14 protein-coding genes and 2 pseudogenes are annotated in these 15,425 nt (G+C 73.2%); 12 read left to right on the top strand and 4 right to left on the bottom strand.

Features of this window, described 5'->3' with window-relative positions; translation table 11 throughout:
- Positions 1 to 16 precede the first annotated feature (16 nt).
- From J7I97_RS22625 to J7I97_RS22615, 3 genes and pseudogenes are all read left to right on the top strand, one after another.
- Positions 17 to 1,423: a short-chain fatty acyl-CoA regulator family protein gene (locus J7I97_RS22625; protein ID WP_214937728.1), complete on the top strand. Its 1,407-nt coding sequence runs from the start codon at positions 17 to 19 to the stop codon at positions 1,421 to 1,423.
- 39 nt (positions 1,424 to 1,462) lie between these two features.
- Entirely contained in the window at positions 1,463 to 2,089 is a 627-nt protein-coding gene (locus J7I97_RS22620; RefSeq protein WP_214937726.1) for an alpha-ketoglutarate-dependent dioxygenase AlkB, read from the top strand.
- Between the two features lie 92 nt (positions 2,090 to 2,181).
- Positions 2,182 to 2,439: pseudogene (locus J7I97_RS22615) on the top strand (hypothetical protein); the annotation flags it as partial.
- Positions 2,440 to 2,487: 48 nt separating this feature from the next.
- Here the strand turns inward: J7I97_RS22615 and J7I97_RS22610 are convergent.
- Positions 2,488 to 3,228, bottom strand: a complete 741-nt coding sequence (locus J7I97_RS22610; RefSeq protein ID WP_214937722.1) for a YoaK family protein — start codon at positions 3,226 to 3,228, stop codon at positions 2,488 to 2,490.
- 57 nt (positions 3,229 to 3,285) lie between these two features.
- Between J7I97_RS22610 and J7I97_RS22605 the strand changes: the two genes are divergently transcribed.
- The 5 genes from J7I97_RS22605 (at position 3,286) to J7I97_RS22585 (ending at position 7,026) form a co-directional block, all read left to right on the top strand.
- Positions 3,286 to 3,720 (top strand): VOC family protein, encoded by a 435-nt coding sequence (locus tag J7I97_RS22605; RefSeq protein ID WP_214937719.1) that lies wholly within the window; start codon positions 3,286 to 3,288, stop codon positions 3,718 to 3,720.
- Positions 3,721 to 3,729: 9 nt separating this feature from the next.
- The gene (locus J7I97_RS22600; protein WP_214937717.1) at positions 3,730 to 4,413 is read left to right on the top strand and encodes an epimerase; all 684 of its coding nucleotides are present in this window, start codon (positions 3,730 to 3,732) and stop codon (positions 4,411 to 4,413) included.
- 93 nt (positions 4,414 to 4,506) lie between these two features.
- Positions 4,507 to 5,715 carry an RNA ligase gene (locus tag J7I97_RS22595; protein ID WP_214937714.1) on the top strand — a complete coding sequence of 403 codons (1,209 nt, stop codon included), beginning with the start codon at positions 4,507 to 4,509 and terminating at the stop codon, positions 5,713 to 5,715.
- A 3-nt stretch (positions 5,716 to 5,718) separates the two neighbouring features.
- Positions 5,719 to 6,651: an AAA family ATPase gene (locus J7I97_RS22590; RefSeq protein ID WP_308362989.1), complete on the top strand. Its 933-nt coding sequence runs from the start codon at positions 5,719 to 5,721 to the stop codon at positions 6,649 to 6,651.
- Positions 6,652 to 6,675: 24 nt separating this feature from the next.
- Complete coding sequence (locus J7I97_RS22585) at positions 6,676 to 7,026, top strand: NTP pyrophosphohydrolase (protein WP_214937712.1); 351 nt, start codon at positions 6,676 to 6,678, stop codon at positions 7,024 to 7,026.
- A gap of 18 nt (positions 7,027 to 7,044) precedes the next feature.
- Here the strand turns inward: J7I97_RS22585 and J7I97_RS22580 are convergent, their stop codons facing one another.
- Complete coding sequence (locus J7I97_RS22580; protein WP_214937710.1) at positions 7,045 to 7,560, bottom strand: SH3 domain-containing protein; 516 nt, start codon at positions 7,558 to 7,560, stop codon at positions 7,045 to 7,047.
- Between the two features lie 222 nt (positions 7,561 to 7,782).
- Here J7I97_RS22580 and J7I97_RS22575 point away from each other — a divergent pair, with 222 nt between their 5' ends.
- The 3 genes and pseudogenes from J7I97_RS22575 to J7I97_RS22565 all read left to right on the top strand — a co-directional run bounded on the left by J7I97_RS22575 (position 7,783) and on the right by J7I97_RS22565 (position 12,024).
- Positions 7,783 to 8,097 (top strand): sensor histidine kinase, encoded by a 315-nt coding sequence (locus J7I97_RS22575; protein ID WP_214937708.1) that lies wholly within the window; start codon positions 7,783 to 7,785, stop codon positions 8,095 to 8,097.
- Positions 8,094 to 8,409 (top strand): annotated as a pseudogene (locus tag J7I97_RS22570) (YbjQ family protein). The gene J7I97_RS22575 and the pseudogene J7I97_RS22570 overlap by 4 nt, the downstream one beginning before the upstream one ends.
- Positions 8,410 to 8,583: 174 nt before the next feature.
- A complete protein-coding gene (locus J7I97_RS22565) occupies positions 8,584 to 12,024 on the top strand; it encodes an endo-alpha-N-acetylgalactosaminidase family protein (RefSeq protein WP_214937706.1) in 3,441 nt (1,146 codons plus the stop codon).
- Here the strand turns inward: J7I97_RS22565 and J7I97_RS22560 are convergent.
- Both J7I97_RS22560 and J7I97_RS22555 read right to left on the bottom strand, forming a co-directional pair.
- Positions 12,012 to 12,884 carry an AraC family transcriptional regulator gene (locus J7I97_RS22560; RefSeq protein ID WP_251059061.1) on the bottom strand — a complete coding sequence of 291 codons (873 nt, stop codon included), beginning with the start codon at positions 12,882 to 12,884 and terminating at the stop codon, positions 12,012 to 12,014. The two genes, J7I97_RS22565 and J7I97_RS22560, sit on opposite strands and share 13 nt — an antisense overlap.
- 32 nt (positions 12,885 to 12,916) lie before the next feature.
- Positions 12,917 to 13,915: a DMT family transporter gene (locus tag J7I97_RS22555; protein ID WP_214937704.1), complete on the bottom strand. Its 999-nt coding sequence runs from the start codon at positions 13,913 to 13,915 to the stop codon at positions 12,917 to 12,919.
- A gap of 29 nt (positions 13,916 to 13,944) precedes the next feature.
- On the opposite strand from J7I97_RS22555, the gene J7I97_RS22550 reads away from it, so the two are divergent.
- Positions 13,945 to 15,411, top strand: coding sequence for a PLP-dependent aminotransferase family protein (locus J7I97_RS22550; protein ID WP_214937702.1), 1,467 nt, complete (start codon positions 13,945 to 13,947; stop codon positions 15,409 to 15,411).
- The last annotated feature ends 14 nt before the right edge of the window (positions 15,412 to 15,425 follow it).

Genomic DNA, 15,425 nt, shown 5'->3' with positions numbered 1-15,425 from the left:
GGGGAGAGGGGGCGCGGTGAGCAAGACCTATGCGGGAGCGCGGCTGCGGCGGCTGCGCGAGGAGCGGCGGATGAACCAGGCCGAGCTGGCCCGGGTACTCGCCATTTCGCCCAGCTACCTCAACCAGATGGAGCACGATTCCCGCCCGCTGACCGTGCCCGTCCTGCTGCGGCTGACCGAGGCCTTCGGCGTGGACCCCGGTTTCTTCTCCGAGCGGGACACCGGCCGGCTGGTCGCCGATCTGCGGGAGGCCCTCGCGGGGGAGGTCGCCGAGGCCCGGGTGTCCGCCGCCGACCTGGCGGAACTCGCCTCGCGGATGCCGGCCGTCGCCCAGGTCCTGCTGGACCTCGGACGGCGCAGCCAACTGCTGGCCGAGCGCCTCACCGACACCGCCGACGGCCGGGACGGGGCCGGCGACACCGGCATGCCGCGCTCCCCGCACGAGGAGATCCGGGAGTTCTTCTACCGGCGCCAGAACTACCTCCACGACACCGACCTCGCCGCGGAGGAACTGGCCCGCGTGATCCGTATCCGCCCCGGAGACGTCGTACGCGCCCTGTCCGCGCGGCTCTCCGAGCACCACGGGGTACGGGTGGCCTCCGCCGCCGACTCGGCACGGCTTCACCACTACGACGAGGCCGGCCGCCTGCTGCGTCTTTCCGCCCGCCTCCGGCCGGGCCAGCAGGCGTTCCGCATGGCCACCCAGCTGGCTCTGCTGGAGTACGCCGACGAGCTGGACCGGCTGGCGTCGCAGGACTTCCCGGCCGGGTCCACCGCGCACGCGCTGGCCCGGATCGGCATCGCCAACTACTTCGCCGCCGCGCTCATCCTCCCGTACCGCGCCTTCCACGCGGCCGCCGAGGAGTTCCGGTATGACATCGAGCGGCTCACCGACCGCTTCGGGCTCGGCCACGAGACGGTCTGCCACCGCCTGAGCACCCTCCAGCGGCCACGGTTGCGCGGGGTCCCCTTCTCCTTCGTCCGGGTCGACCGGGCCGGGAACATGTCGAAGCGGCAGTCCGCGACCGGGTTCCACTTCTCCCGCGCGGGCGGCACCTGCCCGCTGTGGAACGTGTACGAGGCCTTCGCCGCGCCCGGCCGGATCCACGTCCAGGTCGCCGCCATGCCCGACGGGCAGCGCCACCTGTGGACCGCCCGCGCCGTCACCCGCCACCGCGGCGGCTGGGGCGAGCCGGGCAAGACCTTCGCCATCGGGCTGGGCTGCGAGATCCGGCACGCCGCACGGCTCGTCTACTCCGACGGCCTCGACCTCGGCAACGCCGGGGCGGCCACCCCGATCGGTATGGGGTGCCGCATCTGCGAACGCCTGGAGTGCCCGCAGCGGGCCGTACCGCCGCTCGGGCGGCCGCTGGCCGTCGACGAGAACACCAGCACCTTCGTCCCGTACCAGGTCGCCGAGTAAATCGAGCAGGTGTTCGTATCGCGCGGTACGCTGGGCGTCATGCACGCACTCCAGGGCTCGCTCTTCGACCAGACCGACGAGATCCGGCTCGGCCCGCTCACGGGTGTGCGCCGCACCGAGCTCGGAGCCGGCGCCTGGGTGGACTGCCTGCCCGGATGGCTGACCGGAGCCGACGCGCTGTTCGAACACCTCGCCCGCCAGGTCCCGTGGCGGGCCGAGCGGCGGCAGATGTACGAGCGCGAGGTGGACGTGCCCCGGCTGCTCGCCTTCTACGGGGAGGGCGAGGTCCTGCCGCACCCGGTGCTCACCGAGGCCCGCGAGACGCTGACCGGGCACTACGCCGCCGAGCTCGGTGAACCGTTCACCACCGCCGGGCTCTGCCTCTACCGTGACGGCCGCGACAGCGTCGCCTGGCACGGCGACCGCCACGGACGCTCCGCCACCGAGGACACCATGGTCGCCATCGTCTCCGTCGGCGATCCGCGCGATCTCGTACTCCGCCCTCGCGACGGCGGCGCGACCCTGCTGCGGCTGCCCCTCGGGCACGGCGACCTCGTCGTGATGGGCGGCTCGTGCCAGCGCACCATGGAGCACGCGATCCCCAAATCGGCGCGGGCCGTCGGCCCCCGGATCAGCGTCCAGTTCCGGCCACGCGGCGTCCTCTGAACCGAGGTCCTCTGAACCGAGGCCGATCGCGGGGGGCACGCGGGGGGCCGGCCCTGGCCCCAATGGCGCACCGCGCTGGCGGGCCCCTCGGCCTGTCCCTCGCCTGGTACCTCGTCCTCCTCGCCGCCGAGCTGGGCCGGTTCCGCCCGCGCTACGACATCCGGCGCTGGGCGACCGTCTTCCCGCTCGGGATGACCGCCACAGCCTGCCTCGCCGCGGCCGGGCCGACCGGCGTGGGCCAGCTGCGGCCCCTGGGCGAGGTGCTGCTCTGGATCGCCGTCGCCGCGTGGCTGCTGACGTTCGTCGCGTTCCTGGGACAGCTCGTACAGGACCGTCGCCACGACGCCTGACGCCTGACGCCCAACGACCATCCCGTCCCCGGCCCCGCCTCTGACGCCCTAACGACCGTCCCCGTCTCCGCCCTCGGCGGCCCCGCGCCGTTCGCCGGCCGACCGTACCCCCGTCACCGCGACCCAGACCAGCAGCACCACCGCCGCCAGCAGCGCCCATCGGGACCCGTGCCGCAAGGTCAGCAGACCGCCGGCCAGCGCCCCGCAGAGCAGCGCCACCACCGAGACCAGCCGGCGCACCGCGGCCGGTCCCCACGGATCGGCGGCCAGGCCCGTCAGCGTCCGGGTGACCACGGTGGTCGTCAGGTCGGGGACGGCCAGCCGGTGGACGACCGCGTTCTGCAGGCCCATGCCGAGTGCGAGGAGGCCGACGACGGCCAACTGCCCGCCACCGCCCGCGGTCGCGGCGAGCGCACCCCCCACCAGCACGGCCTGCGTCGCCACCAGCGGGCCGAACATCAGGGCGGCCTCCCGCCCCCGGCGCAGCCGCCCGGCGGCCATGGCCCCCGCCAGGAAGGCGGCCAGTGCCAACACCGACGCCGCACCGGACAGTTCGCGATCCCCGGCGAGCGCGAAGCCGAGGAACACCACATTGCCGGTCATGTTCGCGACGAAGACATGGTCGAGCCCGAGATAGCTCACGGCATCGACCAGTCCGCTCACAAAGGTGAGCACGATCAGCAGCGGCGGCAGCACCCCGTGCGGGCCGCCCTCCCCGTCCCGCGGCCCCGGCGGGAACAGCCGCGCGGCCAGCCGCCGCAGTACGCCGCTCCGGGCCGTGGAAGTCATGGAGCCGGTTCCCTCCTCCGCGTGGCGGCCCCCGGGACTCCTCAGTAGGGTCCCGTCATGGCATACACGTTCCAGGTGACCATCGATTCGGCCGACCCGCACTCCCTCGCGGACTGGTGGGCCGACGCCCTCGGCTGGGAAGTGGAGGCGAGCGACGAGGGATTCATCCGAAGCGTGATCGCGGCGGGCCATGCGACTGAGGACGACACCACCACACACCGCGGCACCCTCGTCTGGAAGGCCGGCGCCGGGATCCGCCATCCGGAAGGCCTCGAACGCGCGCCCCGCGTCCTCTTCCAGCGCGTGCCGGAGCCCAAGACGGTCAAGAACCGCGTGCACCTCGACGTCCGTACCGGCTCCGACGACCCGAAGGCCGTGGTCGAGCGCCTGATCGCCAAGGGCGCCAAGCACCTCCACGACGGCCGCCAGGGCCCCAGCAGCTGGACGACACTCGCGGATCCGGAAGGCAACGAACTCTGCGTCTCGCACTAGGCTGCGCACGTGAACGTCATCCTCTTCGGCGGAACCGGAATGATCGGGCGGGGCGTCCTGCGGGAGTGCCTGCGGGACGACTCCGTCGAACGCGTCCTGGCGATCGGGCGTACCCCGCTGGGCGTCTCCCACCCCAAACTGCACGAGCTCGTCCAGGACGCCCCCTCCGACCTGTCCGCCCTGTCGGCCGAACTGCCCGGCTACGACGCCTGCTTCTTCTGTCTCGGAGTCTCCTCGGTCGGGATGAAGGAGGAGGCCTACCGCCGCGTCACCCACGACCTGACGCTCGCGGTCGCCCGCCCCCTCGCCGCCGCCAACCCCGCACTGACCTTCGTCTACGTCTCCGGCGAGGGCACGGACAGCACCGAACAGGGCCGGTCCATGTGGGCCCGGGTCAAGGGCAAGACCGAGAACGACCTGCTGAAGCTCCCCTTCCAGGCCTACATGTTCCGGCCCGGCATCGTGCAGCCCGTGCGCGGCATGCCCTCCAAGACCCGGCTCTACCGCACCCTCTACGCGGTGACCGCGCCGCTCTTCCCGCTGCTGCGCCGTATCGCGCCGAACCTGATCACCACCACCGAGGCCCTCGGCCGCGCCATGATCGCGGTGGCCACACCCGGCGCCGGCACCTCCACCCGCATCATCCGGCCCCAGGACATCAACCGGCTGGGCGAGGCCCGCCCGCGCCCCTGAACGGTCCGCTGCCCGCCCCGGACCAGCCATAATTGACTATCGGACCGTCCCTCCCGCACGTGAGAATGGACCATCTCAATCCGGGAGGAACCCATGAGCCAGGCCCACCTGACTCTGCATGACCTGCTGCCGCCGCAGGAGCTGGCCGCGGCCATCGACGCCGGGCACGTGACCCGCAAACAGCACCCCGAACTGCCGCTGTCCATCTACACGTACACGCGGACGGCCCAGTACGAGCGGGTCTGGAACCAGGTCACCACACGCTGCCGGGGGCTCGTCGCCGACGACACCACCGGCGCCGTCGTCGCACTGCCGCTGCCGAAGTTCTTCAACGTCGGCGAGCACGAGTCCGGTCAGCCGTACGCGCCCGCCCTGCCGGACGAGCCGTTCGAGGTGTACGACAAGGTCGACGGCAGCCTCGCGGTGGTCTTCCACTACGCGGGCCGGTGGCGGGTCGCGTCCAAGGGTTCCTTCATCAGTGAGCAGGCGACCTGGGCGCAGCGCCGCCTCGACGGCAAGGACACCTCGGGCCTGGTCCCGGGCGTGACCTACCTCGCCGAGATCCTGTACCCGCAGAACCGTATCGTCGTCGACTACGGCGACCGCCGGGACCTGGTCCTCCTGGCCGCGTTCGGCCGGGACGGCGCCGAGGTCCCGCTCGCCGGGGCCGCCGCGCACTGGCAGGGCATCGGCTCCGTCGTCACGGTGTGGCCCGCCATGCCGCTCGCCGAGCTGATCGCGCTCACCGAGTCCAACACGCTGCCCGGCGGCGGGACCGCCACCGGCACCGACGCCGAGGGCTTCGTGCTGCGCTTCGCCTCCGGGGTCCGCGCGAAGGCCAAGATCTCCGAGTACGTACGGCTCCACAAGGTGCTCACCGGCGTCACCGAGCGGGACATCTGGCGGGGCCACGGCATCCAGCGCTTCGCCGGCCTGCCCGCCAAGCAGCTGGCCCAGGGCCTGAACTGCACCGTGGCGGACATCGAGGCCTCGGGCGGCAAGCCGCTCGACGCGCTGCTGGAACAGGTGCCCGACGAGTTCGACACCTGGGTGCGCGAGGTCATCGCCCGGCTTGAGGACGAGGCCACGCGGCTGGAGCGCGCCATCGACGAGGCCTTCCAGGGGCTGGCGCACCTGACCGGCGACCGGGGCGCGTTCGCACGCGCCGCCAAGGCCCTGCCCGACCGGTGGATTCGTGCCGCGATGTTCCTGCGCCTGGACGACCGGTCCACCGACCTCGTCGTATGGCGGCACGTCCGGCCGGAGACGGCCGACCCCTTCACGACCGATGAGGAGAACTGACCAGTGTCCGAACACCCCGTACGCCCCGTCGTCCATGTCATGACGGGGTTGCCCGCCTCGGGGAAGACGACCGCCGCGCGCGCCCTGCAGGCCGAGGCCGCGGGCCGGATGCGCCGCGTCAACCTGGACGACCTGCGGGCCATGCTCGACGTACCCGACCCCGAGCGGCGCCGGTCGTACAAGCACGAGCAGACCGTCCTGGCCATCCAGGACGCCGCGGTGCGGGCGGCCGTCGAGGGCGGCTTCGACGTGGTCGTGGACAACACGCACCTGACGTCCCACATCCCCAAGCGGCTCAAGGCCGCGGTCGCGGGGCTGGCCACCTTCGTCGTGCACGACTTCACCGACGTGCCGGTGGAGGAGTGCCTGCGCCGGGACGCGGCGCGCGAGCGGCCGGTCGGCGAGGAGATCATCCGGATACTGTCCGAGAAGCACCGGAACGCCAAGAAGGGCGGCTGGCGGCTCACCGCGGAGTGGCTGAACGACCAGCCGGCCGCCGAACCGTACGTGGCCGACCCGGCGCTGCCCTCCGCGGTGATGTGCGACATCGACGGGACACTCGCGCTGACCGGCGACCGCAGCCCCTACGACTTCTCGCGCTGCGAGATCGACGCGCTGAACGAGCCGGTGCGGTACGCGCTGGACGCCTTCCGGCGCGCCGACGGCGACACGATCGTGCTGCTGTCCGGGCGCGGCGAGGAGCACCGGCCGCAGACGGAGGCATGGCTGGCCCGGCACAAGGTGCCGTACGACGAGCTGTGGATGCGCCCGCTCGGCGACACGCGCCGCGACGACGTCGTGAAGGCCGAGCTGTTCGACGCCCACGTACGCCACCGGTACGCGGTGCGGGTGTCGCTGGACGACCGGGACCGGGTGGTCGCGGTCTGGCGCCGGATGGGCCTGCCCACCTGGCAGGTCAACTACGGCGATTTCTAGGACGGTACACCGCGCCATACTGGGGTGGTGAACGTGCTGATCGTGGACGCCGCGAACGTCGTCGGATCCGTACCCGACGGCTGGTGGCGGGACCGCAGGGGCGCGGCCGAGCGGCTGCGCGACCGGCTCGCGGAGCGGGACGCGGGCGAGGAGATCATCCTGGTGGTCGAAGGAGCCGCCCGGGGCGTCGAGTCCGTACCGGGAGTCCGGGTGGACCCGGCCCCCGGGAGCGGTGACGACCGGATCGTGGAACTGGCCGCGGCCCACGCGGAGCACGGTTGCGTCGTGGTCACGGCGGACCGTGAACTGCGCGCGCGGGTACGGGCGTACGGTGTGCGGTGCGCGGGACCGCGCACCGTACGCCCGGCGGACTGACGGGCTGCCCGGCCGTGGCTACGAGCGCTCAGGGCATGCCGGCACCGTGCTGAGGTTCTGGACGTAGCGGGCGGAGACCCAGGCGTTCTCGCTGGACAGGCGGTACCAGCGGGGGTTCCCGTCGACCGTGTCGCCGGTCCTCTTGCACAGGAGCCCGATGGTGCTGTTCGGGGACACAGTGCCGAGGACGGGTGCCCCGAGGTACGGCTTGCTGCGGAGGTTCAGCGGGCCGCGCGAGACGACCCGGCCGGTGGCGGCCCTCTGCTGGGAGGTCCCGCTGGAGCTTCCGCCCGGCCGCCCGCCGGCGGCGTTCCCGGTGGGGGTCCCGTTCGTGGTGCCGTTCGTGGTGCCGCTGGGGTTGCCGTTCGGGTTGGCGTCGTGCCACCCGTGGTCGGACCCGTTGCCGGTGACGTTCTCCTGTGAAGGCGTGTCGACCATCGGGTCCTCATCGGCGACGGCCACGCCCGCCCCGACCAGGCCGAGCACCAGGCTTCCGGCGGCGAGAGCGAGGATGGTCCTGGTGGGCTTCAGCATGAGCTGGCTCCTCAGACGAAGGCGTCCGTCCGGCCGCGGCGCGCGACCGGGGGAGGCGACCAGGGCGGTCGCCACCGACGACTATGGCGAGGGCGCGGCGCATCACCTCGGCGGCGCACCGTGGTTTAGCCCGATATGCCCAATAATCCGGGCGGGGATGCGTGGCCGTGCCCGCCCCCGAACGGGCACGGCCCCGCGGCGGGGCCCCGGGGGGCAGGGCCGATGCCGGTTGGGGCCGGCTCCGGGGAGAGCGCGCGCGAGGCCCTGGCGGAGATGCGCCGGATGCTGGTCGTCCTACGCGCGGAGGGGCGCGGGCCCGGCGCCGAGACGGCCCCCGGGGTGTCCGGGCCCGGGCGGCTCGGCGATCTGGTCAAGCGGGTCGGGGAGGCCGGAGTGCCCGTCGACGTACGGATCACGGGGACCGCGTACGACCTGCCGCCAGGGATCGACCTGTGCGCGTACCGCGTTGTCCAGGAGGCGCTGACGAACGTGCTCAAGCACACCCCGGCCGCGCACACCACTGTCCGCGCGTCGTGACGACCAATGACGTCCCCGGCTACCGGGTCGAGCAGGTCATCGGGGAGGTCTTCGGCCTCACCGTACGCTCCCGCCACCTGGGCAGCCAGATCGGCGCGGGCCTGAAGCCGATGATCGGCGGCGAGCTGAAGGGCCTGACCAAGACCCTGGTGGAAACCCGCAACCAGGCCATGGACCGGCTCATCGAGCAGGCGAAGGCGCGGGGCGCGGACGCGGTGCTGATGACGCTTCGACGTGACCGACGCCGCCGACGTGGGCACCGAGGTGTGCGCCTACGGGACGGCTGTCGTGCTGGTTCCCTCCTCCGGCTGAGCCCTGCCCGTGACGCGCCGGGAAGGCAAGTCCAGGACATCGCTCCGCTTTGTCCATGGGCCTGCCGCGCCGCGGTCCGCAAGCTGACTGGTCAGTGAGCGGACCGCAGGGCTCCGGAGCCGTGCGGTCTTCCGTGCATCTTCCGTGCAGGAAGCACCGACTCCCGGAGGCCCGATGCGCACCCCCCTCTGGCCGGCCGCAGCCGCGGTCGCCGGTCTCATCGCCACCCTGGTCGTCTCCGTGCCCGCGCCCGCCGCCGCGGCGGCCGGGGCCGTCACGATCACCTCCCCCGAGCTGTCCGTCAGCGTGGACAGCGGCTTCCCCCGTGCCATCAGCTACACCCGGCGAGCCACCGGAGACGTGCTCCACGGCAACGAGGACGCCATCAGCACCATCGTCGTCAACGGCACCGCCCACATCCCCACCGTGACCTCGACACCCTCCGCCTCCGGCGTGGACTACGCGCTGGCCTTCTCCGGCGTGACCGTCAGGGCCCGGCTCTCGGTGGCCGGTCCGGTCGTCGAGTTCAAGGTCACCGCGATCGAGGACACCGCGGCCCTGCGCGTACACAGCTTCGCGATCCCGGACCACCAGCTCGTCAGCGTCCGCAGCGACCAGCCCGGCGCCGCGCTCGCCACCGCGAACATGCACACCGCCACCACCGGCACCGGGGACACCTTCACCCCCGTCACCGGATCCACCCCCGTGGACTCCGCCGCGACCACGGTGATGCACGGACTGCTCAACACCGCGAAACTGGCCGCCGCCATCGACTCCAACTCCCTCTACGACGGCCCCTCGGGCGGAACCGCCCGCGAGAACGGCCGGATCAGCAAGCGGGTCACCGACAAGGGCTCCTACCGCCGCGCCGGCCTGTGGAGCGGCGACTGGCTCTACCGGGCCTCGGGTGCCGCCGACAGCGACACCGAGCCGCTCCCGTACGCGCGGGTCGTCATCACCGGCGACCGCAACGCGGACTCCGCCGTCGACTGGCAGGACGCGGCCATCGCCTACCGCGACATCTGGACCCCGCCCGCCGGCTGGCAGGACACCGCCGACCGGGTCGTCCAGCGCATCCCCTTCAACTTCGCCTCCCAGGCCACCCACCCCTTCGCGCAGACCCTGGACGAGACCAAGCGGGTCAGCCTCGCGACCGACGGCCTCGGTCAGTTCGTCCTGCTCAAGGGGTACGCCTCCGAGGGCCACGACTCCGCGCACATGGACTACAAGAACATCGGCGCCAAACTGGGCGGCGCCGCCGGCCTGGCCACCCTCACCAGCGCGGGCCAGGCGTACAACGCCGACTTCGGGGTGCACATCAACGCCACCGAGGAGTACCCGGTCTCAGCCACCTTCGACCCGGCCCACCAGAGCGGGGGACTCGGCTGGGACTGGCTCGACCAGTCGTACTACGTGGACACCAGGAAGGACGGGCAGTCCGGCGAGCGGCTGAAGCGGCTCCAGGACCTCAAGGCGGCCGCGCCCGGCCTCGACTTCCTGTACGTGGACGTCTGGTACGGCGACGGCTACGTGTCGCGCAAGCTCCAGCGGGAGATCTCCGGGCTCGGCCTCCAGCTCGCCACCGAGTTTCCCAACACCCTCACCGAACAGTCCCTCTGGCACCACTGGGCAGCCGACGTCAACTACGGCGGCAGTGACCTGAAGGGCATCAACTCCACCATCACCCGGTTCATCGCCAACCACACCAAGGACGACTGGATCGCCGGGAACCCGCTGCTCGGCGGCGCCGAGCTCACCGCGTACGAGGGCTGGCAGGGCAAGAAGGACTACACCGCCTTCCTCACCACCACCTTCGCCACCAACCTGCCGACCAAGTACCTCCAGGAATCCCCGATCGTGAAGTGGACCTCCGACACGGTCACCCTCGCGAACGGCACCACCGTCACCACCACCGGGAACACCCGGAAGATCACCACCGGCGGCCGGACCGTCCTGACCGGCGGCAGCTACCTGCTCCCGCGCGACGGCAAGCTCTACCACTGGAACGACAAGGGCGGGAACAGCACCTGGACGCTGCCCGCCGGCTGGACCGCCCCCAAGCTCTACAAACTGACCGACACCGGACGGCAGCCGGTCGGCGACCTCACCGTCAGCACGGGCAACCAGGTCACGATCAACGCCGCCGCCCGCACCGCCTACGTGGTCACCAACGGCGCCGCCCCCGCCCAGGCCGATCCGAAGTGGGGCGAGGGGACCCCGGTCAAAGACCCCTCCTTCTACGCCGGCAACCTGAACGCCTGGACCGTCACCGGGACCGGCGCCGCCGTCACACGCAACGCCCAGGGCCAGAACGAACTCACCCTGGCCGCCGGCACCGCCCCCGCCGTGTCCCAGCAGCTCACCGGCCTGGCCCCCGGCACCTACGCCGCCTCCGTCTGGGTCTCCACCCCGGCCGGGCGGGCCGCGACCCTGACCGTGACCCCGGCCGGCGGCAGCGCGGCCTCCGTGTACGCCGACTCCTCCCCGCTGACCGACAACCTGGGCGGCAGCGAGAAGAACGGCACCAAGACGCAGCGCATGAAGGTGTTCTTCGACGTCCCGGCCGGCCAGTCGACCGCCACGCTCAAGCTGTCCGCGGCCGCCGGATCCGGCACCGTCCACCTGGACGACGTACGCGTGGTCCGCTCCGCCCGCACCCCGCTCGGCGGCCACACCTTCACCGAGGACTTCGAGAACGCGGACGCCGGCTGGGGACCCTTCGCCTTCGGCGGCGCGGGCGGCTGCGCCACCGACCCGCGCACGCACATAGCCCAGCGCAACGCCCCGTACACCCAGGCCGGCTGGAACGGCAAGCTCGTCGACGACGTGATCGGCGGCGAGAACTCCCTCAAGTCGCACGAGGAGCGCACCGGACTCGTCTACCGCACGCTGCCCCAGACACTGCGGCTGACCCAGGGACACGCCTACAAGGTCGCCTTCAGCTACGAGAGCGGCTTCAGCGGCGACTACCAGTTCGTCACCGGAGCCGGCAGCACCGAGACGGCGACGGCGCTGAACCAGGCCCGCACGCCCACCGGCTTCACCAAGACGTTCACCGCCGGAGCCGATGCCTGGATCGGCGTACGCAAGGTCACCCCCGAGAACTCCCACAACGAGGCCGATCTCATCCTGGACGACCTGGCCATCGACGACCTCGGCCCGGCCGGCGGCGGCGAACTCCTCGTACCGCAGGGCAAGATGAGCGTGACGGCGGTCGACAGCCAGGAGACCACCGGTGAGAACGGCAGCGCCGCCAACGTCCTGGACGGCGACGCCTCCTCCATCTGGCACACCCAGTGGTACGCCGCCACCGCGCCGATGCCGCACGAGATCACCCTGGACCTCGGCGCCTCGTACAACGTCAGCGCCCTGCACTACCTGCCCCGGCAGACGCAGAGCAACGGGCGCATCGCGGACTACCAGGTGTTCACCTCCGCGGACGGCCTGAACTGGGGAACGGCGGCGGCCTCCGGCACCTTCCCGAACAGCGCGGCCCAGCAGGACGTCGCCTTCACGGCCCGCACCGCGCGCTACGTCAGGCTGAAGGCCACGAGGGAGGTGTCGGGCAACGCGTGGACCTCCGTCGCGGAGCTGAACATCGGCTATCTGCCCTGATGCGGGACCGCCTGTTGCTGCACTGACTGCTGCTGGCGGAACCGGACGGGCGCCATGCCCACCCGGCGGCTGAACAGGCGGCTGAAGTACGCCGGATCCTCGTAGCCGACCCGCCGGGCTATCCCGGCGACCGGCAGGTCGGTCCGGGCCAGCAGCTCCTTCGCCCGGCTCAGGCGGATGCCGAGGAGGTACTCCTTGACTCCCTCCCCGGTGCTGCGCCGCACGGCCCCGCGCAGCTGTGGCAGCGGCATCCCGAGCCGGGCGGCGTGCTCGGCCACCGATATCGGCAGCAGCGCGTCCCGCGCCAGGGTGTCCATCACGGCGTCCCCGTGCCCGGACACCTCGGCGCGGGCGTAGCGCAGCGCGACGAGCAGCCCGTGCACGGCCGCCGCGGCCTCGACCTCCAGCAGCGGGCCGCCGCGCCGGGCCGCCCGGACGATCCCGTCGGCCACGTGCAGCACTCCGGCCGTCCCGCTCAGCGGCACCAGCGGGCGGTCCGGGGTGACGTAGCCGAGGTCGGTGTACGCCTGCACGCTGCGCCCCGCGAAGTCGACGAAGCACTCGTCCCAGCCGGTCTCCGGAGCGGGCGCGTAGTGGTGCTCCACCCCGGGCACCAGCCACAGCAGCGCGGGCGCCGTCACCGGCTGCGGGGGCCGCCCGCCGTGGCTGAACCAGCCGCGGCCGCGCGAGACGACCACCGCGACGTGGTGGTCGAGCACCCGGGGGCCCACCACCGGCAGCGCCCCCCGCTGCACCCCCACTCCGAGGCAGACCAGGCCGAGCCGGCGGTGGTTGGCGGTCGGGGAGAAGTACCGCATCCAACTGCTGTACGGGGACGTGGTGTGCGGGGGCGTCGGCATCTGCGGATTGTGATCCACACGGGCGGCCGCCCTCAAGGGGCCACGGGCGCCCGGTCGTCCGCAAGAGGCAGCCGTGCCGGCGGGGCGGGCTGCCGGAGCCCCGCCGCCAGCCCGGCGATCACCACGGCCAGGCCCAGCCACACCGCCGCGCCCGGCACCCCGTCGCCCGAGAAGGCCCCGGCCGCGGCCGCGGCCAGGGGCGCGATACCGGTCAGCAGCCCGGCCCGGCCGGAGCCCACGGCGGCCACCGTGCGGTACCAGAGCACGAAGGCCACCGCGGTCACCATGACGGCCAGGTACCCGGCGGCCGCCCACTGCGTCGAGGTGAGCGCCACGAGGTCCGAGGGGCGTTCGACGAGCATCGTGAGCACCGCCAGCATCACCGCCCCCATCCACACCGCGTGCACCGACACCCCCCACGCGCCGTGGCGGCGCAGCACCGGCACCGCGAGGAGGGTGAACGCGGCCTCGCAGCCCAGCGCGAGCCCCGCCCAGGCCACTCCGGCGGCGTCCGTCCGTCCGGTCCCCTCCACCAGCACGGCCCCGGCGACGACGACCGGGGCGGCCAGCACCACCTGACGGCTGGGCCGGCGGCCCTCGAGGAACGGGCCGATCACCCCGAGGAGGACCGGTACGGAGGCCACCGCGACCGCGATGACGGCCGGTTCGGCATGCGCGACGCCCCGTACGACGGCCACGTTGAACAGGACCAGCCCCGTCGCCGCGATCCCGGCGAGCCACAGCCACTCCCGCCCGCGCGGTAGCAGGACCGGCACCCGGGCGACGCGGGCGAGGGCGAGCAGGATCAGTGCGGCGGCCGCGTACCGGACGGCCTGGGTGGCGAACAGCGGGGCGTCGACGAGGGACCGGGAGACGGTGACGCTGCTGCCGACCAGCGCCATGCCGGCGATACCGGGGGCGAGGTCCCTGAAGGCGGTGGACGCGGTGGACGCGGTGGACGCGGTGAATGCGGTGGATGCGTTGGACGCAGCGGATGCGGTGGGTACGGGCGATGTGGCTTCTGGCTCCATGACGTCGAGTCTGGCGCCAGAATGGACCCATGAGCAGGTCCAATGATGGCGAGTCCCAGGGGTCCAAAGGGCCCACGGCCACCGGCGGGTCGGATTTCCTCCAGCTCGACCTGGGCCAGGCCCCGGCGGGCGGCCGTACGCAATGGCTGGCCGGACGGCTCCGCGCCGCGATCGCCGACGGCACGCTCCCGGTGGGCACCCGGCTGCCGGCCAGCCGCGTCCTGGCCGCCGAGCTCCGGGTCTCGCGGGGCCTGGTCACCGAGGCGTACCAGCGGCTGGCGGAGAGCGGCCAGGTGGCCGGACGCGGGCGGGGCGGCACCGTGGTGGTCGCGGCGCCGCCCCCGGCGGCGCCCAGGCCCTCCCGCGCCCCGGCGCGCGGCGGGCTGGTGGACGCACTGCGCGCGGTGCCCTGCCGCATCGACCTCTCGCCCGGGGTGCCCGACCTCACCGCCTTCCCGCGTACGGCGTGGCTCCAGGCCGAGCGCCGGGTGCTCGCCGGTCTCACCCCGGCCGACTTCGGTTACGGGAACCCGCAGGGCGCGCCCGCGCTGCGCGAGGCGGTGGTCGGCTGGCTGGCCCGGAACCGGGGCATCCGCGCCGATCCCGGCGAGGTGGTCGTCGTCGCCGGCGTCGCCCAGGCGCTGGGCCTCCTGGCACAGGTGCTGCGGGAGCACGGCGTACGGCGGGTGGCGGTCGAGGACCCCGGATCGCTCGGGGCCCGGCAGCAACTGGAGTACGGGCGGCTGGAGACGGTGCCGGTACGGGTGGACGAGGGCGGACTGGACGTTGCCGCGCTCGGGGCGAGCGGGGCCGGGGCGGTGCTGCTGACCCCGGCGCACCAGTTCCCGACCGGGGTCGTCCTCGACGGCGAGCGCCGCCGGGAGCTGCTGGGCTGGGCGGCCGCCGGGGGAGTGGTCATCGAGGACGACTACGACGCCGAGCACCGCTACGACCGCGCGCCGGTCCCCGCGCTGCGGGCACTGCTGCCCGACGGGGTCTGCTACGCCGGAAGCGTGTCCAAGCTGCTCGCGCCCGCGCTCCGGCTGGGCTGGCTGCTGGTGCCGCCGCGGTACCGGGACGCGGTGGTGGAGGCCAAGCGGTACGCCGACCTCGGCAACGCGGTGCTGCCGCAACTGGTGCTGGCCGACCTGATGCGCTCCGGGGAACTGGAGCGCCACCTCCGCTTCGTCCGGCGCCGCCACCGCCGGCGCCGCGACGCGATGCTCGGGGCGATCGCCGCCCGTCTTCCGGGTGCGCGGGTCCACGGCGCGGCGGCGGGGCTGCACCTGATGGTCACCTTCGACGACGACCGTTTCGAGGACACCGCCCTCGCGGCGGCGGCCCTCGACCTCGGCGTCAAGGGCCACCCCCTGTCCTGGCACCGCCTCGCGCCGGGGCCCCCGGGGCTGATCCTCGGCTACGCGGCAGGGCCGGTGGGCGAGATCGAGGAGGGCATCGCGGTGTTCGGTACTGCCCTGCGTCGCCTGCGGGGCTAGTGCCGTGGCCGGAA

It is taken from the genome of Streptomyces sp. ISL-87, assembly GCF_018614095.1.
In the GTDB taxonomy this organism is placed as follows: Bacteria; Actinomycetota; Actinomycetes; order Streptomycetales; family Streptomycetaceae; genus Streptomyces.
Note: the sequence above shows the minus strand (reverse complement) of the source record. Positions and strands in the feature narration are given on the sequence as shown.